This is a genomic window from Sinorhizobium sojae CCBAU 05684, from assembly GCF_002288525.1.
GTDB lineage: Bacteria > Pseudomonadota > Alphaproteobacteria > Rhizobiales > Rhizobiaceae > Sinorhizobium > Sinorhizobium sojae.
This window is the reverse complement of record NZ_CP023067.1, coordinates 196,580-221,819: the sequence shown is the minus strand read 5'-3', so window position 1 is coordinate 221,819 and position 25,240 is coordinate 196,580. Positions and strand designations below refer to the sequence as shown.

Sequence of the window (25,240 nt, the reverse complement as noted above, 5' to 3'; positions counted from 1 at the left end):
GCGCAGATTCAAAGCGCTACAGCGACCTTTGCGCGTCTGAAAGACGCGCGGCGCTGTAGGAAATCGGCCCGGCCATGGCCGCTCTGCGACCATCAATCCCGATTGCGCAGAAAAATGGCCGCGCGATTGAATTGCCCCCTACCTGATCCGAAATCATGGGCTATCCTTCCGTCGGGTTACAATCGAAAGGAACCATTGATGGGTATTGAGAGCATTCTGGTATTTCTGATCGTCGGCGCCGTTGCGGGTTGGCTCGCCGGGTTGATCGTCAGCGGCTTCGGCTTCGGGTTGATCGGCAATATGGTCGTCGGGATCATTGGCGCGCTTATCGCCGGCTACCTGTTCCCGGCGCTGGGCGTCACCCTCGGCACCGGCATTCTTGCCGCGATCATCCATGCGACGATCGGCGCCATCATCTTGCTTGTGCTGATCCGCATCGTGAAACAGGCCTGACGAGCGATACCGTGCATCAACCCTTGGATAGGGCCGATCCAGACACCAGATAGTGGAATAGAGACAACGATAGCGAGCTCCGGCACCTGACCCGGACGCTGTAGGGATTCGCGCCGGCCCAATGAAAGGCGCTTTAGGCGCGGATCGCCGCCGCAACGCATGAGCGGAGGGAAAGATGACCGACCTCTATGCCGACAAGATCGAAATCGCACTTCGGACCTATATCAACGATCATCAGGGCAGCCTGACGCGCGAGCAGGCGATTTCCACGATCCTCGAAAACTGGTTTGCGAGCCATGGCTATCTGCCGCAGCAGCAGGAGGGATTGCGCCCGGAAGAGCTTGACGCGTCGAACGACGACTGAAACATTTGCTTTTTGCAAACGCTGCCGGCGTGCCGTTCCTGCCGCCGTTTTTCCTATTGCCAATCACAGCATAGATCGTCCGTCATGAGCCTCGAGTCGGTAAAAGCATTTTTTTCCATGAACGCCCCGGACATCAGCGTCATCGAACTCCAGCAGAGCACCGCGACCGTGGCGCTCGCAGCCGAGGGCCACGGCGTCGAGCCGGCGCAGATCGCCAAGACGCTGGCGCTCCGGGTTGGCGATGATGTGATCCTGATCGTCACCCGCGGGGATGCACGCCTCGACAATAAGAAATACAAGGCCCGATTCGGCACGAAGGCACGCATGCTCGGTCTCGACGAGGTAGAAGCCGAGACCGGCCACCCGGTCGGCGGCGTCTGCCCTTTCGGGCTTGCCCGGCCGCATAGCGTCTACTGCGACGAATCCTTGAAAGCATTCGATATCGTGGTGCCTGCCGCCGGCGCAGTGAACGCGGCGGTGCACATCAGCCCTGACCGCATGGCGGTACTGACCGGCGCGGAATGGATCGACGTTTCGCAGGCATAGGCATCCGCCGGCGCAAAGCGCAGCATTGCGCAGGCGGTAGATTCTGCGGCGCTCACTTGTTCCGCTTCAAAGCACGGCCACAAGAACCATAAGAGATCCGAGCGATAGCGCGGCAATGATGCTCATCAGCATCTTCATCATGTGCTTGGCCATTCTTCTCGCCCCTGCCCGTGCCTTCAGTCGAAGCCGCAGGCATCAATGCCGGGCCGGCGATCGACCCGGCTCCTCCCATCGATGCTGGGTATTCTCCGACAAGTCGGTTGACTTGTCACCTTGCCAATGAGGATTAGCTCGCGCCGGCCAAGCGGCGGTGGACCAGTGCTCGCATTTCAATGATTAGCTTGTAAAATGGATTAGCTTGTAAAATGGTGCCCGGAGGCGGATTCGAACCACCGACACGCGGATTTTCAATCCGCTGCTCTACCAACTGAGCTATCCGGGCATTTTGCCTTTGAGGGCAACGGCTTCTTCTCAAGAAACCGCCGGGGCGCTTGGTTCGCCGCCGGAAGCGAGCGGGGTTATAACATCTTGTTCGGCGGTGTCCAGCACCAAATGATTCTTTTTTGAAGGAATCTGGCAGGCGGTGGAAAAGCCGCGAAAAGACAACGGATTCAGAGGGATCGCATGTCACCGCGGCCGCCGTGGCCGACCGGGAGGGCCCCTGCCGGTTTCCGGAGTGGACGTTTAGAGCCGCTCGCCCGCTCAGGTGGCGCAGGCACTTCTAGCGATCGTCGCCGTCGTCGGCCTTCGACTCGTCGTCGGCGACAGGAATCGCGTAGGAGCCGGAAAGCCAGCGGTTGAGGTCTATGTTGCGACAGCGTACCGAGCAGAAGGGATAGTGCTCACGCGCCGACGAACGGCCGCATTCCGGGCAGGGACGCGGTGCGCGCAGGGGCTCGACGTTCGAGCCGTTCCTCTTGCCTCCGCCGCTCACTTGCTCAGCTTTCCATCCAGCTGTTGTGGACCTCGTAGCCCTCGCCGACGAGGAGGTTGACGGTCTCGTAGAGCGGCAAGCCTACCACATTGGTATAGGATCCGACGAGCTTGACGACGAAACTGCCGGCAATGCCCTGGATGCCGTAGCCGCCGGCCTTGCCGCGCCATTGCCCGGAAGCGAGATAGCTCTCGATGTCGAGGCCGGATAGGCGCTTGAACCGCACCTTCGTGTCGACGACCTTCTGGCGCAGCGTCCGATCCGGCGTGACGAGGCAGATGCCGGTATAGACGCGGTGGCTGCGACCGGAGAGAAGGTGGAGGGCGCTCGACGCTTCGCTGACCAGCTCCGGTTTGGGCAGGATGCGGCGACCGACGCAGACGACCGTGTCGGCCGCCAGAATATAGCTGCCCTGCCAGTCCGCCTCCCCCTTGATTGCCGCGAGGGCCGCCCTGGCTTTCTCGGCGGACAGCCTGCGCGCCAGCGAGCGCGGATGCTCAGCTCGCTTGGGCGTCTCATCCAGATCCATCGGGAGCAGCCGCGCAGGTTCGATTCCGGCCTGCGCCAGAAGCTCGACACGGCGCGGCGATCCGGACGCCAATATCAGTTTCTGGGTCACTGTCATTGAAGCGAACCGTAAAGTCCCGGTTGGGCGCTCTTGCGCTGATCCTACTGGAAAGGGGGCTTACTTGAAGCGGTAGGTAATGCGACCCTTCGTCAGATCGTACGGGGTCATCTCGACGAGCACCTTGTCACCCGCCAGAACCCGGATACGGTTCTTGCGCATGCGGCCCGCCGTATGGGCGATGATCTCGTGCTCGTTCTCAAGCTTCACGCGGAAGGTCGCGTTAGGAAGCAATTCGGTGACCACGCCCGGAAATTCGAGGACTTCTTCTTTCGCCATGCAGGGTTGTTCTTTCTCGTGTTCATTCGCGGATGCGCCACGCATCCGTCGAAAAATTTTGCCGGAAACTACACAATCGCCACGGCTTTGTGAACCCGCCTTGATGCCGCTTTTCCGCAATTCTGCCGTGTCGCCGCCGGTGCCGGTCAGGCACCCTTGCGGATGCTTGGACCGGCCAACCGGCTGGCGATCAAACCCGCCAGATGGTCGCGTACCGCCCGATAGGCGCCGACGATCTGATCGCGCGTGCCGGTCGCGACCGTCGGATCGGGCGTCGGCCAATATACCACGTCGACGGCCATCGAGCGCGTCAATTCGAGCGCCAGGTGATGGGCCTCCGGCGCCAGCGTGACGATTATGTCGAAATAGTCGTCTTCGAGTTCGTCGAGTGTGCGTGGTTGGTGGCGGCCGATCGTCAATCCCACCTCTTCCAAGACGACGTCGACGAAAGGATCGCGCTCGCCGTGGCGCACGCCCGCGGAAGCCACATAGGTTCCCTTCGGCAGCGCCGCCCTCGCAAGTGCCTCGGCCATGGGCGAGCGAATCGCGTTCATGCCGCACATGAAGAGAATCGAACGGGGCGTCTTTACATCGGGCAAGACGGTCCCACTCATGTCCGCCCCTCTAGCCGCGCCAATAGAGCACACAGACGAGCGTGAAGAGCCGACGCGCCGTGTCGAAATCCAGCCGGATCTTCCCCGACAGCCGATCCATCAGCGTCTGCGAACCCTCGTTGTGAATGCCGCGCCGCCCCATATCGATCGCTTCGATATGGCTCGGCGTCGCCGAACGGATCGCCTCGTAATAGCTTTCGCAGATCATGAAGTAGTCCTTCACGATCCGCCGAAAGGGCGTGAGCGACAGAATATGGGTGGCGACCGGCTCACCGCCATCGGTCGAGATGGCGAAGACCAGCTTCGAGTCCACCAGCGACAGATTGAGCCGATAGGGGCCGCCGGGATGGCCGAGAGGTTCGAACAGATTTTCCTCTAGCAGATCGAAGATCGCAACCGCACGCTCGTGCTCCACGTCCGGCGTGGAGCGTCCGATCGTCTCGTCCAGAACGATGTCGCAAAGGCGCAGGTTGCGATCGGCCCTCATCCCTCGCCCCCGAGATTGAGGCGGATGGCGACCGAGCGGGCGTGGGCCTCGAGCCCTTCGGATTTCGCAAGTGCGATCGCCGCGGGGCCGAGGTTGCGCAACTGATCGGGGCCAAGCCGCAGGATCGAGGTCCGCTTCATATAGTCGAGGACGCCAAGGCCGGAGGAGAAGCGGGCGGAGCGCGCCGTCGGAAGCACGTGATTGGAGCCGCCGACATAGTCGCCGATAACTTCCGGCGTGTGGCGGCCGATGAAAATCGCGCCGGCATTGCGGATCTTCGGCACCATCGCATCCGGATCGGCGATTGCCAGTTCGAGATGTTCGGCTGCAATGCGGTTGGCAAGCGGCACCGCCTCGTTGAGGTCCGGCACCAGGATGACGGCGCCGAAATCGCGCCAGCTCGCCGTCGCCGTATCGGCGCGCGGCAAGGTCTTCAACTGCCGTTCGACAGCCTTTTCGACCGCATCCCCGAGGGCCGCATCGTCGGTGATCAGGATCGCCTGCGCGCCGACATCATGCTCGGCCTGGGCAAGAAGGTCGGCGGCAATCCAATCCGGGTCGTTGTCGCCGTCGGCAATCACCAGCACTTCCGAAGGACCGGCGATCATATCGATGCCGACCGTTCCGAAAACCTGGCGCTTCGCCGCCGCGACATAGGCATTGCCCGGCCCGACGATCTTCGCCACCGGGGCGATCGTCTCGGTGCCGTAGGCAAGTGCCGCGACAGCCTGAGCGCCACCGATGCGGTAGATTTCCTCGACGCCGGCCAGCCGCGCGGCAGCGAGGACCGCCGGGTTGACCGCGCCGCCGCTTGCAGGCACGACCATGACGATGCGTGGCACGCCGGCGACCCTGGCCGGCAGCGCGTTCATCAGCACTGAGCTCGGATAGCTCGCCGTGCCGCCCGGAACATAGAGGCCGACCGCATCGATCGCCGTCCAGCGCGAGCCGAGGCCGACGCCCAGCGCATCCTCATAGATGTCATCCTTCGGCAATTGCCGGCGGTGATGCGCCTCGATCCGGGTCGCGGCGACTTTCAGCGCGCCGAGCACCTCCGGCGCGACCGCCTCGACCGCCGCATCGATCTCGGCCGCGGTGACCGCCATGCCGGTCGTCGCAAAGTCGAGGCCGTCGAAGCGGGCGGAATAGTCGGCAAGCGCCGCGTCGCCCCGCACCCGGACGTCATCGATGATGGTACGCACGGCGGCGTTGACGTCCTCCGAGACCTCCCGCTTCGTCGTAAGAAAGGCGGCGAATTCGCGCTCGAAGCTCACATCGAGATAGTTCAGCCTGATTGCCAATGCGTTGATCCTCTTAATGATGGCTGCGGTGCGCTCAGACGCCCTCGGGATGGCGCGGCTTGAATGCCGTTGCCCAGGCGCCGCCGGTATCGGCGAGCTGCACCTCGATGCATTCGACATCAAGCGCGATCGAAGCGGCGCCGGCGAGTACGAATTCGATCGTTCCTTCCGGCCCGTCCCCCTCTTGGGCGAAGCGCAGGGCGAGAAGGTCGAGAACCGTTTCCGCGTCGTTGCGATCGAAGCCCAGCGACCGAACGGCGGTAACGCGCTTGAAAAGCAGGACGGACCTGCGCCGCTCGAAGCTGCGGCGCCTGCCCCCCGCCGTTTCCCAGACGAAACGATTGATCACCAGGGAGAACTGGCCGCGGCGCAGGTCGAAGTGCGTCCCGGCCACCTTGAAGACTGCATCCTGCACATGCGCGGAAACGACGCCCAGGTCCTCCTCGTCGAGCGCCAGCAGTTTCAAAGCATCCATGCCACCCATCCCTGTGTCTTCGCCTGCTGCCTGTCTCCGACCTTCGGTTAGGGACAAGGACAAACAGCTATTCAAAGGGCTACAGCGACCTTCCGCGTCGGATGAGACGCGCGGCGCTGTAGCGTCTTTTGCGCCGCAATCGCCAAGGACATAGGACGTCGGGCCCGAAACCGCAACGGTTTCGGGTGCGGAGCTGGAAATCAGTCGCTGACCCGCTCCACATGGGCGCCGCAGCGCGTCAGTTTTTCCTCGAGCCGCTCGAAACCGCGATCGAGATGATAGACGCGCGAGACCATGGTCTCGCCTTCCGCCGCAAGTCCGGCAATGACGAGCGAGACGGAGGCACGCAGGTCCGTCGCCATAACCGGCGCCCCCTTGAGCCGACTGACCCCCTCGATCTTCGCCGTCTGGCCGGAGAGCGAGATCTTGGCACCCAGGCGCGCCAGCTCCTGCACATGCATGAAGCGGTTCTCGAAGATCGTTTCGGTGATGTGGGAGACGCCGCTCGATTTGGTCATCAGCCCCATGAACTGCGCCTGAAGGTCGGTCGGAAAGCCCGGGAAGGGATCGGTAACGATGTCGACCGGGCGAATGCCGGTGCCGTTGCGGACGATCCGAATGCCGTTGTTGGTCTCGCTGATCTCGGCACCCGCGCGGCGGATCGTTTCGAGCGCCGTGTCGAGGAGGCTTGCCTCCGTATCCTCGAGAATGACGTCGCCGCCGGCCATCGCCACGGCCATGGCGTAGGTCCCGGTTTCGATTCGGTCAGGCAGCACGCGATGGCGGGCGCCGGACAGGGAACGCACGCCATCGATCGTGATCGTGCTCGTGCCGTGGCCGGAAATCCTTGCCCCCATGGCATTGAGGCAGCGGGCGAGATCGGCCACCTCCGGTTCGCGCGCGGCATTGCCGATCACGGTCGTGCCGTTGGCAAGGGTCGCCGCCATCATCAGCACATGCGTCGCGCCGACGGAAATTTTCGGGAAGACATAGCGGCCGCCGACAAGCCCGCCTTCCGGCGCCTTGGCGTTGACGTAGCCGCCATCGATCTCGATCTCGGCTCCGAGCGCCGTCAGACCTTCGATAAAGAGATCCACCGGCCGGGTGCCGATGGCGCAGCCGCCCGGCAGCGAGACGCGCGCCTTGCCTTCGCGGGCAAGCAGCGGACCGATGACCCAGAAGCTCGCGCGCATCTTCGAGACCAGCTCATAGGGCGCCGTGGTCGATACGATGTTGCGGCTGGTGAAATGGATCGTGCGGGCATAGCTCTCGCCCTGACGCTCACGCCGGCCGTTGACGGAGATGTCGGCGCCATGATTGCCGAGGATGCGGATCAGCTGCTCGACGTCGGCGAGGTGCGGCACGTTCTCCAAGGTCAGCGTATCATCGGTCAAGAGCGACGCGATCATCAGCGGCAAAGCGGCGTTCTTCGCGCCGGAAATGGGGATGACCCCGTGAAGTTCATTTCCGCCTACAATCCTGATGCGATCCATGAGACCTCTTGCACGGGCGCCGCCCGCCTTTCCAAAAATTCCAGTGTTGCTAAAGCGCGTCTCTTAGTAGAGATGCCATAAAAATAGAAGTGCCTTGAAATGCAAGTTGAATGCCCAAAGCCGCGAGAATGCGCAAAATTTGCGCCATTCCCTACAAGAAAGGGACCCTAATCTTCCGATTCGTCCGATTTTGCGGCAGGCAGTCCCGTTGTCTCGTCGGCCGCTCCGGCCCGACGCGCGCGTGCCTGCTGCTTGCGGCGCTGGAGATTGTCGCGCAAGTTCTTCGCCAGCCGCTGGCGCCGCACCTCCGCCCCGCTCGCTGGCGCCTGCGCACCGCTTCCTGAGCCCGGTGCGCGCTCCTTGTCGTCATCTTTTTGCATGCGCCATGGATTAGCGCAAAACCGCGACTTGCGGAAGCGGCAAGGCGCGCCCCAGCAGTGTGGAGTTCTGAAAAAGCGAGACCGCCTTCCATCTCGGCCTCCAGGCAAGCCATTGAAATCGCGTGGTTCTATCTCTTCTCCGCAGGACGGTTCGGCAGCCCGGCCGTCGGGCTGGACCAAAAACTTCCAATTGCGGCTTGCGCTTGCCGCCAAGCTATGGCAATAGGCGCCTCGCTTGCTGCGGCTCGTCACAAAGCCGCCGAATGCTGCTATAGCTCAGGGGTAGAGCACTCCCTTGGTAAGGGAGAGGCCGAGAGTTCAAATCTCTCTAGCAGCACCAGTTTTTCTCATCCAGATAAATGATCCTGGGCAGGTTTGTCCGGTTGCCGACCCCGACTTCCATTCAATCGGTGGTGACCGGCAAGGGTGTCACCTCCTGATGAACGGTGCCGAGCTGCTGATCCGCGGCGAGGCCAGCTTCGACATCTCAGAAAGCAAGCGGGCCCACTCAATGAGCGGGCTCGCCGTGTGCTCGAACGCCTTCGCCTCCTCGGCTTTGGCATCCGATCCTTACAATTTTCATCCACTCGTGGCGCCCCAATTGGGATCCCACTCAACGCCTTCGGCAAGTTCCACGTAAATCGGTGCTGCGCCCTGGCTGTGAGTCTTTGCCAGCTTCAGGGCAGCCTCCGGTCCCATTTCCTCGCCCGGAAAAATAGTGTCATCTTCCGATGGATCGGTGACCTTTCGGACATAGCCTCTGATATGGCCATCGGAACGGTAAAGCTTGACGATTACGGCACCCGGCACGGGCTGGTCAGGAAGCCGATGATAGGTTGGCATCTCGATTTCTCCCAATGATGACCGTCATCCGGGGTTAACCGCCGGCCGGGCCATCTGTTCCTCTGGATCCAGCCACGCGGGTTCTCCCCGGGAACATCTTCGGCAAGGTTGCGTTCGCCCCTGAGGCGGGGCATGGCCGCGAAAGAGAGTGGCATTTGTTCAGTGCAGGGGCGACAGGAGGACGATTGGTGAAGAGCTGGCTCGCCCACCCGACGAAAACCTGGAGGCCCGGTTCTGCCGTCGCAGCCACCCTGCTGGCGCTGTGCTTCGGCGCGTCGGCGCCCGCCGGCGAGACGGGGGATCTTGCGTCGCTGCGCGCCGAGGCGCTCGCCCTGGTCAATGAGTCTCGCAGCCGGCATGGGCTCGATCCGCTGCAGGTGACCGAGCGACTCAATACCGCGGCGCAGGTCCATGCGGAAGACATGCTCGAGCGGAACTATTATTCCCATACGTCCCCGGAAGGCGAGAATGTTGGCGACCGTTTTCGCGCGCGGGGCGGGAGCCGCTGGAAAAAAGTCGCGGAGAACATCGCGCGCTGCACCGGCTGCCCGAGTGTGCCGACGGCCGAACGCGTCTCCGAGTTTCACGAGGGTTGGATGAACAGTCCCGGGCATCGGCGGAACATTCTGGCCCCGGGACTGGAAAGCTTCGGCTTCGGTATCATCGGCGAGAACGGCAGGCAATTTGCGGTGCAGACATTTGCCGGCCCGGGCATGCCATTGGCGCTGCAGTCCGGCGAAGAGCCGGTCGCGCTTTCTGCGAAAGAGCAGGTCGCTGCCGCCGCGCGTCTGGTAAACGCAGAACGTGAACAGGCGGGCCACGCAGACTTGAAGACGAGTGAGGCGCTCAATACCCTCGCGCAGCGTCTCCTGCCGACAGACCCCTCCGACGACAGGATCATGGAGCGGCCGAATGGCCTGCTCGAGCTGTTGCCTTCCGGATCTGAGAGGGAATGGAGCGCTATCGACGTGGCCGCAGGCGGCTGCGGAGGCTGCGGCATGCAGCCGACCGGAGCCGACGTGCGCTACTTCGTCGATCAGTGGCTCGAGAATCCGCAGAATCGGGAAGCGCTTCTTGGTTCCGACGCGACCCATATCGGATTTGCGATGCTAGCCACCGGCGAGGGACGGAAAATTGCGATTGCCGTCGCGGGCAACCGGCTGGAATAGGCTGAACGATCACGGACATGGGCTACTTCTCGCAAAGCCGCCGCGGTCCGTCATAGGGCTGGAAGGTGCAATCGTCCGGCCGGAAGGAGCGGTAGGCGCGGGCGCAGGCGCGGAAGTTGCAGGCGGGCGCCGAGCCCGCCACCCTGGCGCCGGCATCCTCGGGATCGCCTTCGGCCAAGGCGGCCGTCATGAAGTTCCGCCAGATACGCGCAGGCAATTTGCCGCCAGTGACGTCCTTCATCGGCGTGTCGTCATCATTGCCGACCCAAACCCCGACGATCAGGGGCTCGGTGAAGCCGACGAACCAGGCATCGCGGTGGTTCTGGCTGGTGCCGGTCTTGCCGGCGGCAAGCACACCGATGTCCGCTTCGCGGCCGGTTCCGCGCTCGACGACCAACCTTAACATCCCGACGAGGTCCGGCCGGTATTCGGTGATGTCGATGGTCGGCTGCTTGGACGGCCCCACCCGGAAGGCCTGCGGCTGGCCGCCGGCATGCACAGAGTCGATGCCCCAGGGCTCGATCGGTGCCCGGCCGGCGCGAACCGATGCATAGGCGCCGGTCAGGTCGAGCAGGTTCACTTCCGACGACCCCAGCGCAATACTTGGCGTGTCCACAAGCCCGGCGTCGATCCCGAGCTCCCGCGCGGCAGCGACGACCCTGTCGATCCCGACCTCCATCGCCAAGGCGACGGTCGCCGCATTCAGCGACCGTGCGAAGGCTTCCGCGATGCTGACCGGACCACGATAACCGCCGCCGAAATTCTCCGGCGACCAGCCATTAATCTCGATCGGCGCATCGTCGACCGGGTCGAACGGGGTGAGGCCCGCCTTCAGGGCGGCGTAATAGACGAACAATTTGAAGACCGAGCCGGGCTGGCGCATAGCGGACGCGGCGCGATTGAATGTGCTTTTCGAATAGTCGCGGCCGCCGACCATCGCGACGACGGCGCCTTCCGGAGTCATGGCGACCAGCGCCGCCTGCGAGGCCCTCGCCTTTGAGCCTTCACGCTCGAGCGCTTCGGCGACGACCTTTTCGGCGATCCGTTGCAGCCTCGGCACCATCGTCGTCCTGACCTTGATCGTGCCTCGATAGGGCCCGGCGAGCTCGCGGGCATCCTGCATCACCCAGTCGGCGAACCAGCTGCCCGAGCGGGTGGCCGGGGTCGACGGCTGCAGGCTGGCGAACTCGGCGCGGGCAGTCTCGGCCTGTTCCGGCGTTATCTTGCCGCCAGCGAGCATTGCAGCAAGCACCTGCTCCGCCTGCTGGCGGGCGCCCTCGGGATTGGTGAGCGGATTGAGCTGCGAGGGCGCGCGGATGATGCCCGCAAGCATTGCCGCCTCGCCGACATTGAGCTCTTGCACGTCCTTGTCGAAATAGATGCGCGCGGCCGCCGGAACGCCGGTTGCCCCTGCCCCGAGATAGATGTTGTTCAGATAGCGCGCGAGAATCTCGTCCTTGCCAAGCTTTCGCTCCAGCCAGAAGGCGATCACCGCCTCCTGGATCTTCCGCTTCCAGGTACGCTCTCGCTCCAGATAAAGGATTTTTATTAATTGCTGCGTGATCGTGCTGCCGCCCTCGACGACCTCGCCTGCCCCGAGATTTCTGTAGATCGCCCGGGCGATGCCCCGGAAGTCGATGCCGGCATGCGCATAGAAACGACGATCCTCCCGCGCGAGGACGGCTTCTATCACGTGCGGCGGGAAATCCTCTCGCGCCTTATAGGGGCCCTGAATCGGTCCCTCGCTGACTAGGGGCTTGCCATCGGCCGTTTCGAGCACGACGACGGGCTTCAGCGATCCGTCGGCGATTTCGCCCCACGGCACGTCGTGCAGCGCCCAGGCAAAGACGGTGGTGGAAAACACCAGCATCGCGGCGATCCCGAGAAGGGAACTCCGCACCAATATCCGTCGGGTGGCGCCACAGCCCGTTCCGGCAGCCGGCTTCAGTCCCCGGCCGGCGCCTCTGAACCGAGTCGGCATCGAAGGCGCTGCCTGAGGGCTGGTCGGCTTCGGCTCCGAAGAACGGGCTTGCTTCAGCCGCTTCCGGAAAGCGACAGCACCTGCGCGGGTCGCTGCGGGTACTTCCTCCCGCAGAGCACGGCCGAGCCTGACGAATGCGCGGCCCAGTCCGGCAAGGGCCCTCCTCGTCTTTGCGAATGCCGGCGCCCCCGCCTTATCGGAGCGAAGGCGACTGTCGGGCCGAGGCGCTCCCGCTCCGGAGTCCTCTCTACCGCCTTCCTTTGCGACATCGCTATCCGCCATCCGAGCTCTCGATCACTCAGTTCCGCTTGATAAGGCGCGCGGCGCTGTAAAAGCGGCGATGCGCAGAGACATCAGTATACGTCATAATAGGCGGGAGCCCGACGGCCGCGCTTGCACTTGATCTCTTCCTTATATTCGTCCTTGTCCCACTTGCGCTCGATCTTGCAATTGCCGCGCCGATACTCCTCCTTATCGGCTTGCTGGTAGCGACGCTCGCGATAATAACGCCCGGGGCGCTCCTCGTACCGCGGCAACCATCCGCCGCGACCGCTTTCGTCCTTCCAGGGGTCGGCGGCCGCCGTTCCGACCTGACCGGCCACGGTCGCAAGCACGGCGAAGATCGTCCCGATTGTCTTCATGAAGGTCTCCCTGGACTCTCGCGCATAACGCAATTGCCGGCGAGTGGTTGCCACAAAGACGTCCAAAACGTGATCGCGCCTCATCGCCAGGCGCAATAGGAGGCGACCTCGCCGCGGTGTGGGCCTGCGGCCGCGCATCCTTAAGCGCGAATGCAGGATCAAGACATTCTTAACCATGTCCCGAGTTACGCGGGGAACAGACGGATCGCTGCCACAGGATTATCTCTATCTCGCGTTCACTGGGGCCACTGCATGTCTCCTTAAATCGACCTCGGTTTAAAGACAAAGACATGCAGCAACTTCAAAGTTCTACAGCGACCTTTGCGTCTAAGGAGGTGCGGGGCGCTGAAGGGCCCTGCAATTCTCGCGCTCCGGAGGACATGGATATGATCAAATCGGGTCTTGGCGCCACCATCGCCGTTCTTGTCGTCTCGATCGCGGTCAGCGGCGTCCTGCATGTCGCCCTGTCCCAACACAGGACGGAAGCGAACGCCGCCGTTTCAGGCGAAATCACCTCGTCGATACCGCGCTGACGGTCTCGCGCGAACGGCCTCAGCTTGAAGCAGCAACCGCCTACAAGGACACCACGGCGACGACATCGACGCGCGGCCGTCCGCGCGCGGAAAAGCGCAAGTCTCTTCCGCATCCCCATAAGCAGAGCTGGCAAAAGCCGCTATGTGTCAGGAAAGCTAGTGGTGCTGGGCCGGCATGAAGTCTCCCATGCGAGCGAGGAGCTCGTCACAGGAGCACTTCTTCTGGTCCATCAGGTCGAGTATCCGCCGGGCGGCCCTGTTGGCCTCCGCGCCATCTTTCCCGACATTGTGCAGAGCGCACCAGATGTCGAGCGCTCCGCGCATGACATCAACGTCATCCGGTGAATAGGTCTGACGCACGAACCCCTCCCAAGGTGTACCTCAACGTGGGCCATCATGGGGAATTTCGAACGAAATTCAAGAAAATATTGAGGCGCCTCAATAAGTCATATGATTGGAGGAATGCGCCGTTTTACACCGCTTCCGCGGGACCCGCAAATCGCCCCACGGACCCTTCACGACCTTGACGGGAGATCAGGATTCCACCGCTCGATCTGACAGAGCGATGATGGACATTCGCATTGCCTGAATCCCGCTGAAACCGGCCGTGTCGGTTCAGGAGCGGAACACGCAAAGCGTGAAGCCGGTTACAGCGCCGCGCGTCTTTTCAGACGCGCAAAGGTCGCTGTAACTCTTTGTATCTGCGCATCGAGCTTTCCGAAAATCGGCTCCGATTTTCGGGCGCTAGACCCGGACGGTCTGCTCGACGAAATCCTCCGTGCCGAAGAATTTCAGATAGCGCTCCACTTCGGCGGGATCGCCGATGACCTTGCGCGGATTGTCGGAGAGCTTGACGGCCGAGCGGCCGTTGGCTTCGCTGACCTTGCAGACGATCGAGATCGGATTGAGGCCGCGGATCTCCGTCGGAGCGCAGCCCGCGAAATCATTGGTCAGATTGGTTCCCCAGCCGAAGCTCATGCGCGCGCGGCCCTCGAAATGGCAATAGGTCTTGATGATCGTATCGACATCCAGCCCATCGGAGAAGATCAAGAGCTTCTCGCGGGGATCGCGGCCCATCTTCTCCCACCAGGCAATGATCTTCTCGCCGCCTTCGATCGGCGGGGCGCTGTCCGGCCGGAAGCCGGTCCAGTCCGCCACCCAGTTCGGCGCGTTCCGCAAGAAGGCTGCAGTCCCGAAGGCATCCGGCAACACGATCAAGAGGTTGCCGCCATAGAGCCGGTTCCAGTCCTGCAGCACCTTGTAGGGCGCGGCGGCGAGTTCCTCGTCGTTGCGTGCGAGCGCCGCCGCCACCATCGGCAGCTCGTGCGCATTGGTACCAAGCGCCTCGAGATCGGTATCCATCGCGAGAAGCACGTTGCTCGATCCCGTGAAGGAGGTGCCGATGCCCTCCTTCAACGCCTCGACGCACCAGCGCTGCCACAGGAAACTGTGACGGCGGCGCGTGCCGAAGTCGGAAATACGCAGGTTCGGATATTGCCTGAGCCGCTCAACCTTCGACCACATCTTGGCCTTGGCGCGCGCATAGAGAACATCCAGCGTGAACGGACCGAGACCCTTCATCGCCGCCCGCGAACGCAGTTCGTTGATGATCGCAAGCGCCGGGATTTCCCACATGGTCGTCTCGACCCAGCGGCCACGGAAGTTCAGCTCGAACTGACCGTCGCGCCGCGACAGCTCATATTCGGGCAGGCGGAACTTGGCCAGCCAGGCGAGGAAATCCGGGGAGAATATCTGCTTGCGGCCGTAAAACGTGTTACCCGCCAGCCAGATCATCTCCTTTTTGGTGAAGCGCAGGCTGCGCGCATGATCGAGCTGATCGCGCAATTCCTGCTCGTCGATTTCCTCGGCAAGCCGCACGGTCTTCGTACGGTTGATCAGGGAGAAGGTCGCGTCGACGTCGGGATAGAGCTGCCAGATCATCTGCAGCATCAGAAGCTTATAGAAGTCCGTATCCAGCAGGCTGCGAATGATGGGATCGAGCTTCCAGGTATGGTTGTAGACCCGCCGCGCTATATCTGTCTTTGGCATGTGCGAGAATGCTCCCTTTGGATCACCAGTTCGCCGACGCAAGTGATCGATTCGTGTCAGTCAGAGCGGACGCAGGTCAAGGAACGGTAAACGCCCGCCTCGCCGTTCCGGCACGGCTAACGTCAGACGATTTGCACGCCCGCCTCGCGCATGCGCTTCGTCATCGCCGCAAGCGAGCCGTTCAGGTCGATGCCGCGGCAGGCGTCAAGTACGACCGATGTCGAAAAGCCCTGCGCGACAGCATCGAGCGCGGAAAAGGCGACGCAGAAATCGGTCGCGAGACCGCAAAGCCGCACGCTGGTGATGCCGCGCTCGCGGAGATAGCCCGCAAGGCCCGTCGGAGTTTTGTGATCGTTCTCGAAAAACGCGGAATAGCTGTCGATTTCGGTGCGGAAGCCCTTGCGCACGATCAACTCCGCCGAAATCCACCGCAGCCCGGGATGGAAATCGGCACCGGCGCTGCCCTGCACGCAATGATCCGGCCAGAGCGTCTGATCGCCATAGGGCATGATGATCGTCTCGAAGGGCGCCCTGCCGGGATGGCGGGAGGCGAAGCTCGAATGACCCGGCGGGTGCCAGTCCTGCGTCAGGACGACGTGTGGTGCCTGTTCGATCAGGCGGTTCACCACTGGCACAATCTCGTCGCCGTTATCGACCGCAAGGGCGCCGCCCGGGCAGAAGTCGTTCTGCATATCAATGACGATCAAAGCGTCTTCGGCCATGGGTCCCTCCTTCGATCCGGCGAATCCGTGTACGCGATCAGCAAATCGATTAAGACGCAAGGTCAATCATAGAACGCAGGAGGCGGCAAGCATGTTCACGGCGCGGCGGATGATCGGCCGCGAATTGAATTCGTTTCCTATGCGATGCGTTCACCGGCTCCAGCCAGGCGCTCGCTATCAGTTGCCGAAATCGTTGATATTGTCGGCGATGTTGACGCCGGAATTGGCAATACCGATCGGTCGCGCGACGAAGTCCATGAATTTCGTGATGTCGACCGAGGGATGGCGCGAGGCGTAGATCACGTCGCGGTTCTTGATCGGGAACGTCTGGCCGACGATCAGGCTGTCGGGATTCGTCATGTCGAAGCGATAGACGATCGGGTAGCGGCCGACGCTGTCGGGTCTCATGCCCTTCTTGAGCATGACATGGAACCGCTCCTGGCCAAGCAGGCTCATGACGATGTCCGGCTCCTCGTAACGGAAGACGAAGTAGCCCTTCGCATCGACCGTCCGGTCGGAACCGCCGCCACCAAGCGCAACGGCCTCCAGCAGGTTCAGGTCGTTGGAGCCGAACTCGACTCGCTTGTTCAGCCGCACCTGCCCGAGGATCGTGAAGGTGCGCGGATCGCGCGTCACGAAGATCTGGTCGCCGGGTTTGACGTGAATATTCTCCGACGGGCTTTCGATGATCGACTTCAGAAGCACCGTTCCGGTCTTCTTGCCGCGCACGAGCGTGACATAAGTCTCGTAAGGCTGCGCTGAGGGCCCGCCCGCCTTGGCGATCACCTCGTTGATGGTCTCGCTGACGAGGTTGAGCGGCACGACCGACGGACGACCGACAGCACCCGAGACCGTGACGATGCGCGAGGCCGTCGATGTGCTCGTCACGATGACGTCCGGCTCCACCGCTTTCTGCCTGAGCGCCTCGAGAATGGCCTGGCGTGCCTGCTCGAGCGTCAGGCCGGCGAACCGGACCGAGCCGACATAGGGAATGGCAGCCTTCCCGTCGGGCTGGACGACGAGATCGATGCTCGTCTGCTTCGATTCCGTTGTGGAAAACAGGCCGTCGCTGCCCGCCTCGAAGATCGTGACCTTCAACTGATCGCCGACGCCGATGACGACCTGGCCGACGCCGCCGCCGATTCCGAAGCGACGGCTGAGCGTCGTCGCCACATAGTCGGAAACGAGCCGCGCGGATTGTCCATCGACGTCGACTATATCGAAAACGGTGGCATTCTTCCTGCCGATCTCCGCTCCGGACTGGCCCGCTTCCGCAACGATATCAGTCGTTAGAGGCCCCTCTCCCGGTACGGCCTGACATCCCGCAAGTGCGGTACAGATCAGAAGGGCAGTCACTCGCTTCACTACGATACTCCAGTATTCAGCACAGCCATGATTCCGTTCATGTTTCTGCGCCGCATCTTTCCCGTCAGGCAATCCGCCGGTCCCTGAAAAGCACAATCGCCGTCTCACAACAAGTCACCCGCTGCCATGGCAGCCAAATTATTCGGCACTGCGCCTTTACGGTCATACCCCGGGCAAACTCGGTTACAGACTGTCGTCTTATTTGTGTTGGATGGACATTGCGCGAGGGATATCTAAGCCTTCGGGCTTGAAAGCTAGGCTCTATCGGTTAAAAGCTCGCTAATACAGTAGAGGGTTCAAAACGGGAAAGTTTCACCCAAGGAGAGAATCTTCCATTGCAATCTGCGTTCGACGTTGCAATGGGCTGAAACAATTTTAACGACAGTTCAGAGCGTTCGATCGTACATGACAGTTGAAATCATTGGGCGTGCATGCCTGGCTCCTGGAGCACAATCGCCAGAGGCGCTATTCGAGATTCTCCGTCACGGCATGTGCACCGTGTCCAGGGTCCCTGAAGACCGATGGGACCTGGCGAGATTCTGGCATCCCAGCATCGGGACGCAGGGCAAGACCTATACATTCGCCGCCGGCGTCCTCGATCGAATCTATGATTTCGATCCTGCCGTGTTCGGCATGTCGCAGCGCGAGGCCATGTATATGGACCCGCAGCAGCGCGTCCTGTTGCAGCTTGCCTGGCGCGCGCTCGAAGACGCAAACATCTCGGTTGCCTCGCTGCATGGCGAGAATGTTGGCGTCTATGTCGGCGCCTCAAGCCTCGACCACGCGAACCTGACGGTCGAGGACCCGGCCGCCGCCGGACCCTATTTCATGACCGGCAACACGCTTTCGATCGTCTCCAACCGTATTTCCCACGTCTTCGGGTTGAGCGGGCCGAGCATGACGGTCGATACCGCCTGTTCCTCCTCGCTGGTGGCGCTCGACCAGGCGATGCGGGCGCTTAATGCCGGCGAGATCGACACGGCGATCGTCGGCGGGGTCAATGTGCTGGCCCATCCGCTTCCCTTCGTCGGCTTCGCGCAGGCGCGCATGCTGTCGCCCGAAGGGCTCTGCCGAGCCTATGACAATGATGGGGCAGGCTATGTACGCGCCGAAGGCGGCGTCGTCTTCATCCTGCGCCGTTCGGACCGGGCCCGACGGGAGAGGGACAGGAGTTATGCGAAAATCGTCGCGACCGGCGTCAACTCCGCCGGCCGCACCAACGGCATTTCGCTGCCGTCGCGCGAGGCGCAGGCAAACCTGCTCAGGGCCATCTACGAGGGCAACGGCATCGATGCCAATCAGGTGGCCTTCGTCGAGGGACATGGGACGGGTACCAAGGTCGGCGATCCGGCGGAAGTCTGGTCCATCGGCACCGTCATCGGTGCGAAGCGCAGCGCCCCAGTTCCGATCGGCTCGATCAAATCGAATATCGGCCATACCGAGCCGGCGTCCGGCCTCTTCGGCATGATGAAGGCCGTCCTGGCGCTCGAACACAATTACCTGCCGGCCTCGCTGCATTTCGACACCCCGAACGAGCACATCGATTTCGACGGGCTCAATGTACGCGTCACGGCCAATCCGATCGAGCTTCTGAAGGGCAAGCGCACGCGGCTCGCGGGCATCAATTCCTTCGGTTTTGGCGGTGCAAATGCGCATGTCGTCATCAGCGATCCGGACGCGCAGCCGGAACAGAAGGCTGCGGCCGCGCCCACCGGGCATGTGTTTCTAGCCAGCGCTCACACCCAGACGAGCCTCGAGTCCCTGCTCAAGGACTTCAAGGCCGCGTTCGCCGGCGCCTCGAAGGAGAAGGCCCGCGCGATCATCGCCGCCTCGGGCGCGAACCGCTCCCATATGCGCCATCGTTTCGTTGCGCGCAGCGACGGTCCCGAAGACATCGTCCGGGCCATTGCCAGCCATCTCGACAAGCCGGGCTCCGGGATCGGCGAAATCGGCGAGGCGCCGGTCAAGATCGCGCCGATCGCCTTCGTCTTTTCCGGTAACGGCTCGCAATGGGCCGGCATGGGCGTCGAGGCCTTTCGGGAAAACCTGCACTTCCGGCAATCCTTCACTTCCATCAGTGCTCTCTTCCGCTTCCATTCCGACATCGCGCTGACGGATCTGCTGACGGATCCGGCGCTCGACAAGAAACTTCCGGATACAAAGGTCGCGCAGCCGCTGCTCTTCGCGATCCAGGCGGCCCTTTCCGATTCGCTCGTGGCGATGGGCATCAAGCCAGCGGCCGTCTTCGGCCACTCGGTCGGCGAGATCGCAGCCGCTTACGCCGCCGGCGCGCTGTCGCTCGTCGACGCCGTGGCGATCGTGGCCAAGCGCTCGCTGCACCAGGACGGCCTCGCGGGCCACGGCACGATGGCTGCCGTGATGCTCGGCGAGGAGGCGGCCAATGCCTTCGCGCAGGCGCGCGGCCTGAACGCGGTGTGCGTCGCTGCCGTCAACGCGCACAATTCGGTCACGATCTCTGGACCGGCACACGAGGTCACCGCCTTCCGCGACGCCGCGCGCAAGGCGAAGATCCCGGTCCAGATCCTTGACATCAACTATCCTTTCCACCACCCGATCATCGACCAGGCGAAAGAAGCCTTCCTCGCCGATATCCCGGACATTGCCCCGCGCCGCACCGAACTGACCTATCTTTCTACAGTCACCGGCAGCGCCCTCGACGGCACCGAACTCGACCCGGACTATTGGTGGAAGAACGTCCGCGAGCCGGTCCGCTTCCAGGCGGCGGCTGAAGCCGCGCTCGAGCTCGGCTGCCGTCTGTTCGTCGAAATCTCACCCCGGCCGATCCTCTCCTCCTACGTCAAGGAGACGGTCAAGCAGGCTGCGCTTCCGGCAACCGTGGTGCCGACCTTGCTTCGCGATGTGGGGGAGCCGGGACATGACCCGATCTCTGCCTCGATGGCACGCGCCATCGCGCATGGTGCGGCCGTCGACCGTCCCCGCGTCTACGGCAAGCGCGACGCCTTCGTCGAACTGCCGCGCCTGCCCTTCGAGCCGGTGGAACTGCGCCCACAAGCGACCAGCGACGCGACGGACCTCTTCGGCCGCTCCGGCCGGCCATACCGCCTGTCCGGCTGGCGTGCCGACCCGAACAGCGGCAGCTGGAAAAACCACATCGATGCGCATCTCTATCCGGACCTCGCCGAGCACGTCGTGGACGGCAAGGCAATCCTGCCGGGCAGCGGCTTTATCGAAGTGGCGGTCTCGGCCGCGCAGCAATTTTACGGCAGCGACGAGGTAGAGATCACCAACCTGGAGATCGTGCGGCCGCTCGAGCTCAGCGACAGCCGCATCATGGAACTCTCGACGGTCCTGTCGCCGGAGACCGGCGACATCGAAATTCGCTCGCGCGAGCGCCTGTCCGAGGACGATTGGGCGGTGCATGCCGTCGCCAGGAGTCGCAAGCCCATACCGGGCGCAAATGCGGGCTTGCCGTCCTTCGCAGGCATGGCAAAAACAGGAATCGTAACCCCGGCAAAAGCCTATGAAACGGCAAGGCAGTTCGGGCTCGACTACGGCTCGCGCTTCCAATTGCTCGCCAAGGCCGTCGCCTATGGCGACCGGCTGATAGACGTGGAATTGAACGCACCGGCAAAGCCGGGCCATCCGCTGGTCACCTATGCGCTCAATCCGATCTCTATCGACGCGACCTTCCATGGACTGGTGGCGCTCTTCGACCGCTTCACCGGCGACAGGGGCGGTGCGCCCTATATCCCGGTGCGCTTCGGCTCGGTGAGGGTCGTCAATTCGGGCCGGCCGATCGCCCGTGCGACGATCGAAATCGAGCGCGTCAGCGCCAATTCGATCAAGGCACGATTCCATTTCTTCGACGAGCAGGGCGCGGCGATCGCGCACTTCGAAGACTGCCGTTTCCGCCGCACCTATCTGCGCAAGCACAAGTCGCTCGGCGACCTTTCCTTCCACTATGAGGCGGTGCTGTCCGACACGACGCTACCGGACAGGAAGCCCCTCTCCTCGATGCCGCCAAAGCTGACGGAGCCGGATGGCGCCGAGAGCGGCCTCGACAATGCGACGCTGCTCTTCAATGCCGCTATCTATCGCGCCTGCCAGGAGATCGCCCTGAGGCTCGCAGCCGGCAAGGGCACGATCGCGGGCGATGCATTGCCTGGCGACCTTGCGTTCCAAAGCTTCCTCACGAGTTGCCTCTATGCGCTCGAAGATGCAGGACTCTGCGAACACCGGAACGGTCTCTGGCAGGTCTCCACGGAGTTCACGCTTCCGACGGTCGAAGAAATTCTCGGCGAGCTTTACGACGAGCGCCCGGATCGTGCCGTCGAAGCGGTGCTGATCAACAATTCTTATCGGGAGGCGCTCAGCCGCCTCGACGCACTGCTCTGCGGGCGCATCGACGGCGAAGCGCCGGCCTTTAACGGCGCCTTCATCAGCGAGGCTACCCTCGACCATCAGGCCGTCCATTCTCCGGCAAGCCGGTCGCGCATGGAACAGGTGCTCATCGCGGTGGAGCGTGCGCTGGCTTGGCAGCCGAAGGGCAGCCGCTTGCGAATCGTCGAATTCGGCAGCGTTTCCGCAGGCTTCACGCGTCGGCTCGCGGACCTCGCGGCCCGGCATGGAGCAAGCCTTTGCGTGGTAGAACCGCGCGACAACGCCCAGCGTAATCTAGAGATCACCTTCGAGCAGGACGCGCATGTGCGGATTCTCGAGAAGAGTGAATTTTCCGCCCTTGCACCCTTCGACCTTGCCGTCAGCGCCTCCGACAGCCTCTACGAACTGATCGAAGAGGAGATCGACGTGCGCGGCGCACTCGGGTCGATGCTACGGGAAAACGGTGCCCTTGTCGCAGCCGTCAGCGCGCCGTCGATCTTCCGCGACTTTGCCCTCGGCCTCTCCGATGGCTGGTTTGCGCGCAGCCAGACGGCGGAATTTCCGATCGGCAAGCTTGCGGCCGTGCCGCATTGGCAGAAATGCCTGGGCGATCTCAAACTGCGCGAGGTCACGGTCGCCGAGCGCGAATGGCCGCACGGCAACACCATCCTCATCGAAGCCCGCGGGGCGGCAGGCCAGCGGGCGGAAGGAACCGCCGCCGGCGCCATTCCCTATCTGCTGCTCGAAACGGCAAGGGGGCGGTCAGTGGCGGCGTCAGCCGAAGCCATCCGTGTTTCGCTAGCGGGCGACATGGCGACGGACACAGTCAAGCTTCGCAGCGCCTTCGCCGCCTTTGGAGAAAAAGCGGTTCGCGCGGTGCTCGTCTCTCCGGCCAACGGTCGCGACGGTGATGAGGATTCCGACTTGCTGCAGACGCAGGTGTTGGCGCTCAGTGCCTTCGCCGAAGCCTTGCGCCAGCACATCGGAGAGGGCACCGCGGACGAGCGTCCCCGCCTCGTGCTCGTTGCGCCTGGGGGCGCGCCGGTTTCCGCGCCGGCAAACTCCGGCGTGAATTCAGGTTTGTGGACCTTTGTCCGCGTGCTTGAGAATGAATACGAGTTCCTCGACGTCCATTCGCTCGATTTCGGCGACGAGACCGAAGCGGAAGCAATGCTCGCCTCCGCGCTGCCGCTCCTGACGATCGAGAGTTCCAATCACGAATGGCTGCTCGATCGCGGCTCCGGCCTCTTCTCTGAGATCCGGGCAGTGCCCGGCCCCGTCGGCGGGATTGAAGGCAAGACGCGCAGCTTTGCCGCGGCAACCATTCGCCAGCGGGTCAGTTCCCAGGTCGGCAGCATCGCCTGGGAGGAAACCGACGTGCCGCGGGCCGGACCGGGAGAGATCGCCGTTGCCGTCGCCGCGACGGGCCTCAATTTCCGCGACGTGATGTGGGCCATGGGCCTCCTGCCCGAGGAAGCGCTCGAAGACGGGTTTGCCGGAGCGACGATCGGCATGGAGCTTTCCGGCCATGTGGTCGAGGTCGGCGAAGGCGTCGACGACCTCGTCGTCGGCGATGCCGTGATGGCGATCGCCTCCTCCGCCTTCTCGACCCATGCGGTGGTCTCGCGCGCCGGCGTTGCCAAACTGCCGCAGACGATCAGCCCGGTGGCAGCCGCCACCCTGCCCGTAGCGTTCCTCACGGCCTATTACGCCATGGTCGAGCTCGGCCGCATCCGGGCGGGAGAAACCATCCTGATCCACGGCGCTGCCGGCGGTGTCGGCCTCGCCGCACTCCAAGTGGCAAAACTGAACGGCGCTACGGTCATCGCGACGGCCGGAACCCGGGAAAAGCGGCGCTTCCTGAAGATGCTCGGCGCGGATCACGTCTTCGATTCCCGCTCGCTCGGCTTTGTCAATGACGTTCGGGCCGTGACCGGCGGCGAAGGCGTGGACCTCGTCCTCAACTCGCTTTTCGCCGAGGCCATGGAGCAGAGCCTCGCGCTCGTCAAGCCCTTTGGCCGCTTCCTTGAGCTCGGCAAGCGCGACTACTACGCCGACAGCAAGATCGGCCTTAGGCCGTTCCGTCGCAATATCAGCTATTTCGGCATCGATGCGGATCAGCTTCTGGTCAACCAGCCCGGCCTGACGAAGCGCATCTTCACGGAAATCGGCGCGCTCTTCGATGAAGGCAAACTGGCACCGCTACCATACCGCGCCTTCGACTTCGATGAGATCGGCAATGCCTTCCGGCTGATGCAGAACGCCGGTCACATCGGCAAGATCGTCGTGCTGCCGCCGGTTTCCGGCAAGCACGAGGTCACGGCAAGGCCGCACGCCGGCATGAAGGTCGATCCGAACGGCGTTCATCTCGTCGTCGGCGGCATCGGCGGCTTTGGCCTGATGGCGGCAAATTGGCTCGTCGAGAAGGGCGCCCGCAAGGTCGCCCTCTGCTCCCGCCGCGGTCAGCCCGATGCGGAGACCACCGCGATGCTATCGCGCTGGGACAAAGCGGGCGTGTCCGCCTCGCTTCACGCCTGCGACGTGACGGACGCCGCAGCCGTCGAAGCGCTCCTGGCAACGCTCCGCACGCAAGCGCCGTTGCGCTCCGTCGTCCATGCCGCGATGGTGCTCGATGACGCGCTGATCAGCAATCTCAACCGCGAACGCAACCGAGCCGTGATCGATACGAAGGCCAAGGGCGCGGCGATCCTCGACCGCTTGACTCGCAGAGACCAGCTCGACAATTTCATCCTGTTCTCCTCGGCGACCACATTGGTCGGCAATCCGGGCCAGGCGAACTACGTCGCCGCCAACGGCTATCTCGAAGGTCTGGCCCGAGCGCGACGTGCGGAGGGTCTCGCGGGCCTGGCCGTCGGCTTCGGCGCGATCGCGGATGCCGGCTATCTGACGCAGAACGCCGACGTCAACGATCTGCTCGCCAAGCGCATCGGCAAGACGGCGCTCAAGGCCCAGATGGCGCTCGACATGGTTGCAAGCCATCTCGCCGCGGATCCGGGGACCATCGATGCCGGCGTCGTAATGATTTCGGAGATCGACTGGGCGGCGGCGCGCAATCTGCCGGTTGCCCGCAATTCGCTCTTCGAAGTTATCCTGCGCAGTGCCGATCAGCATTCCTCCGGTGCCGAGGGCACGACGATGGACCTCGTCGCGATGATCGAGGGCAAGTCGCCACAGGAGGCCGAAGACATCCTGTTCGATCTGGTAGCGGGAGAAATCGCGGCCATCCTGCGTGTGTCGAAGGACACGGTGACGCGAGGCAAGATCCTCAAGGAGATCGGTCTCGACAGCCTGATGGCTGTGGAACTCGGCATCAGCTTCCAGCAGAACACCGGCTTCGACATGCCCTTGAGCGGCGTCGCCGACAATACGACCGTCGGCGATGTAGCGCGCAAGCTCTATGAAAAGGTAAGCAAGCGCGACCAGGGCAGCGAGGGCGAAGGCGCCGACGACAAGCTCGTTACCGAGCTGACGCAACGGCATCATGGAGCGACCGCGGCGCCGCGCGCCCTGTCAGACGCGCAAAGGTCGATTTAATCTCTGCATGTTCTCGTCGTTGAAAACGCCCGGTTCAAGGACGAGAACGGCAGCCGGGGAAAAGCACGG

22 protein-coding genes and 2 tRNA genes are annotated in these 25,240 nt (G+C 63.0%); 7 read left to right on the top strand and 17 right to left on the bottom strand.

Going from position 1 to position 25,240, the window contains the following annotated elements:
- Positions 1-198: 198 nt before the first annotated feature.
- From SJ05684_RS01035 to SJ05684_RS01025, 3 genes are all read left to right on the top strand, one after another.
- Positions 199-453: a GlsB/YeaQ/YmgE family stress response membrane protein gene (locus tag SJ05684_RS01035; RefSeq protein ID WP_034851731.1), complete on the top strand. Its 255-nt coding sequence runs from the start codon at positions 199-201 to the stop codon at positions 451-453.
- A 175-nt stretch (positions 454-628) separates the two neighbouring features.
- Entirely contained in the window at positions 629-817 is a 189-nt protein-coding gene (locus tag SJ05684_RS01030) for a hypothetical protein (RefSeq protein WP_034851729.1), read from the top strand.
- An 84-nt stretch (positions 818-901) separates the two neighbouring features.
- The gene (locus SJ05684_RS01025; RefSeq protein ID WP_034851727.1) at positions 902-1,363 is read left to right on the top strand and encodes a YbaK/EbsC family protein; all 462 of its coding nucleotides are present in this window, start codon (positions 902-904) and stop codon (positions 1,361-1,363) included.
- A gap of 366 nt (positions 1,364-1,729) precedes the next feature.
- Here SJ05684_RS01025 and SJ05684_RS01020 read toward each other — a convergent pair.
- The 10 genes from SJ05684_RS01020 to SJ05684_RS30270 form a co-directional block, all read right to left on the bottom strand.
- Positions 1,730-1,805, bottom strand: a tRNA-Phe gene (locus SJ05684_RS01020).
- Positions 1,806-2,084: 279 nt separating this feature from the next.
- Complete coding sequence (yacG, locus tag SJ05684_RS01015; RefSeq protein WP_034851719.1) at positions 2,085-2,297, bottom strand: DNA gyrase inhibitor YacG; 213 nt, start codon at positions 2,295-2,297, stop codon at positions 2,085-2,087.
- A 4-nt stretch (positions 2,298-2,301) separates the two neighbouring features.
- Positions 2,302-2,922, bottom strand: a complete 621-nt coding sequence (locus SJ05684_RS01010; RefSeq protein WP_034851717.1) for a Maf-like protein — start codon at positions 2,920-2,922, stop codon at positions 2,302-2,304.
- A 60-nt stretch (positions 2,923-2,982) separates the two neighbouring features.
- Positions 2,983-3,201, bottom strand: coding sequence for a translation initiation factor IF-1 (infA, locus tag SJ05684_RS01005; RefSeq protein ID WP_004435948.1), 219 nt, complete (start codon positions 3,199-3,201; stop codon positions 2,983-2,985).
- A 146-nt stretch (positions 3,202-3,347) separates the two neighbouring features.
- Positions 3,348-3,815, bottom strand: coding sequence for an arsenate-mycothiol transferase ArsC (locus SJ05684_RS01000; RefSeq protein WP_034851715.1), 468 nt, complete (start codon positions 3,813-3,815; stop codon positions 3,348-3,350).
- A gap of 10 nt (positions 3,816-3,825) precedes the next feature.
- Positions 3,826-4,302 carry a UPF0262 family protein gene (locus tag SJ05684_RS00995; RefSeq protein WP_034851714.1) on the bottom strand — a complete coding sequence of 159 codons (477 nt, stop codon included), beginning with the start codon at positions 4,300-4,302 and terminating at the stop codon, positions 3,826-3,828.
- Positions 4,299-5,603: a histidinol dehydrogenase gene (hisD, locus tag SJ05684_RS00990; RefSeq protein ID WP_034851712.1), complete on the bottom strand. Its 1,305-nt coding sequence runs from the start codon at positions 5,601-5,603 to the stop codon at positions 4,299-4,301. Before hisD ends, SJ05684_RS00995 begins: the two co-directional genes overlap by 4 nt.
- 34 nt (positions 5,604-5,637) lie before the next feature.
- The gene (locus SJ05684_RS00985; RefSeq protein WP_034851795.1) at positions 5,638-6,078 is read right to left on the bottom strand and encodes a DUF2948 family protein; all 441 of its coding nucleotides are present in this window, start codon (positions 6,076-6,078) and stop codon (positions 5,638-5,640) included.
- Positions 6,079-6,278: 200 nt separating this feature from the next.
- Positions 6,279-7,571, bottom strand: a complete 1,293-nt coding sequence (gene murA, locus SJ05684_RS00980; RefSeq protein WP_034851711.1) for a UDP-N-acetylglucosamine 1-carboxyvinyltransferase — start codon at positions 7,569-7,571, stop codon at positions 6,279-6,281.
- A 167-nt stretch (positions 7,572-7,738) separates the two neighbouring features.
- Positions 7,739-7,951, bottom strand: a complete 213-nt coding sequence (locus tag SJ05684_RS30270) for a hypothetical protein (protein ID WP_034851708.1) — start codon at positions 7,949-7,951, stop codon at positions 7,739-7,741.
- A 265-nt stretch (positions 7,952-8,216) separates the two neighbouring features.
- Between SJ05684_RS30270 and SJ05684_RS00970 the strand changes: the two genes are divergently transcribed.
- Positions 8,217-8,291: transfer RNA gene (locus SJ05684_RS00970), tRNA-Thr, on the top strand.
- A gap of 239 nt (positions 8,292-8,530) precedes the next feature.
- Here SJ05684_RS00970 and SJ05684_RS00965 read toward each other — a convergent pair.
- The gene (locus SJ05684_RS00965; protein WP_034851705.1) at positions 8,531-8,794 is read right to left on the bottom strand and encodes a hypothetical protein; all 264 of its coding nucleotides are present in this window, start codon (positions 8,792-8,794) and stop codon (positions 8,531-8,533) included.
- 188 nt (positions 8,795-8,982) lie between these two features.
- On the opposite strand from SJ05684_RS00965, the gene SJ05684_RS00960 reads away from it, so the two are divergent.
- A complete protein-coding gene (locus tag SJ05684_RS00960; RefSeq protein WP_157211948.1) occupies positions 8,983-9,963 on the top strand; it encodes a CAP domain-containing protein in 981 nt (326 codons plus the stop codon).
- A gap of 22 nt (positions 9,964-9,985) precedes the next feature.
- Here the strand turns inward: SJ05684_RS00960 and SJ05684_RS00955 are convergent, their stop codons facing one another.
- Both SJ05684_RS00955 and SJ05684_RS00950 read right to left on the bottom strand, forming a co-directional pair.
- Positions 9,986-12,226 carry a PBP1A family penicillin-binding protein gene (locus SJ05684_RS00955; protein WP_034851703.1) on the bottom strand — a complete coding sequence of 747 codons (2,241 nt, stop codon included), beginning with the start codon at positions 12,224-12,226 and terminating at the stop codon, positions 9,986-9,988.
- 71 nt (positions 12,227-12,297) lie between these two features.
- Positions 12,298-12,585, bottom strand: coding sequence for a hypothetical protein (locus tag SJ05684_RS00950; protein WP_095694184.1), 288 nt, complete (start codon positions 12,583-12,585; stop codon positions 12,298-12,300).
- 386 nt (positions 12,586-12,971) lie between these two features.
- Between SJ05684_RS00950 and SJ05684_RS00945 the strand changes: the two genes are divergently transcribed.
- The gene (locus SJ05684_RS00945; RefSeq protein WP_085938977.1) at positions 12,972-13,118 is read left to right on the top strand and encodes a hypothetical protein; all 147 of its coding nucleotides are present in this window, start codon (positions 12,972-12,974) and stop codon (positions 13,116-13,118) included.
- Between the two features lie 156 nt (positions 13,119-13,274).
- On the opposite strand, the gene SJ05684_RS00940 is transcribed toward SJ05684_RS00945, so the two are convergent.
- The 4 genes from SJ05684_RS00940 to SJ05684_RS00925 form a co-directional block, all read right to left on the bottom strand.
- The gene (locus SJ05684_RS00940) at positions 13,275-13,478 is read right to left on the bottom strand and encodes a hypothetical protein (protein ID WP_034851683.1); all 204 of its coding nucleotides are present in this window, start codon (positions 13,476-13,478) and stop codon (positions 13,275-13,277) included.
- Positions 13,479-13,862: 384 nt separating this feature from the next.
- Complete coding sequence (pncB, locus tag SJ05684_RS00935; RefSeq protein ID WP_034851681.1) at positions 13,863-15,167, bottom strand: nicotinate phosphoribosyltransferase; 1,305 nt, start codon at positions 15,165-15,167, stop codon at positions 13,863-13,865.
- A gap of 122 nt (positions 15,168-15,289) precedes the next feature.
- Positions 15,290-15,889 carry a bifunctional nicotinamidase/pyrazinamidase gene (gene pncA / locus SJ05684_RS00930; RefSeq protein ID WP_034851679.1) on the bottom strand — a complete coding sequence of 200 codons (600 nt, stop codon included), beginning with the start codon at positions 15,887-15,889 and terminating at the stop codon, positions 15,290-15,292.
- Positions 15,890-16,066: 177 nt separating this feature from the next.
- Positions 16,067-17,254, bottom strand: coding sequence for a polysaccharide biosynthesis/export family protein (locus tag SJ05684_RS00925; RefSeq protein ID WP_034851678.1), 1,188 nt, complete (start codon positions 17,252-17,254; stop codon positions 16,067-16,069).
- 405 nt (positions 17,255-17,659) lie between these two features.
- On the opposite strand from SJ05684_RS00925, the gene SJ05684_RS00920 reads away from it, so the two are divergent.
- A complete protein-coding gene (locus SJ05684_RS00920; protein ID WP_034851675.1) occupies positions 17,660-25,171 on the top strand; it encodes a type I polyketide synthase in 7,512 nt (2,503 codons plus the stop codon).
- Positions 25,172-25,240 lie beyond the last annotated feature (69 nt).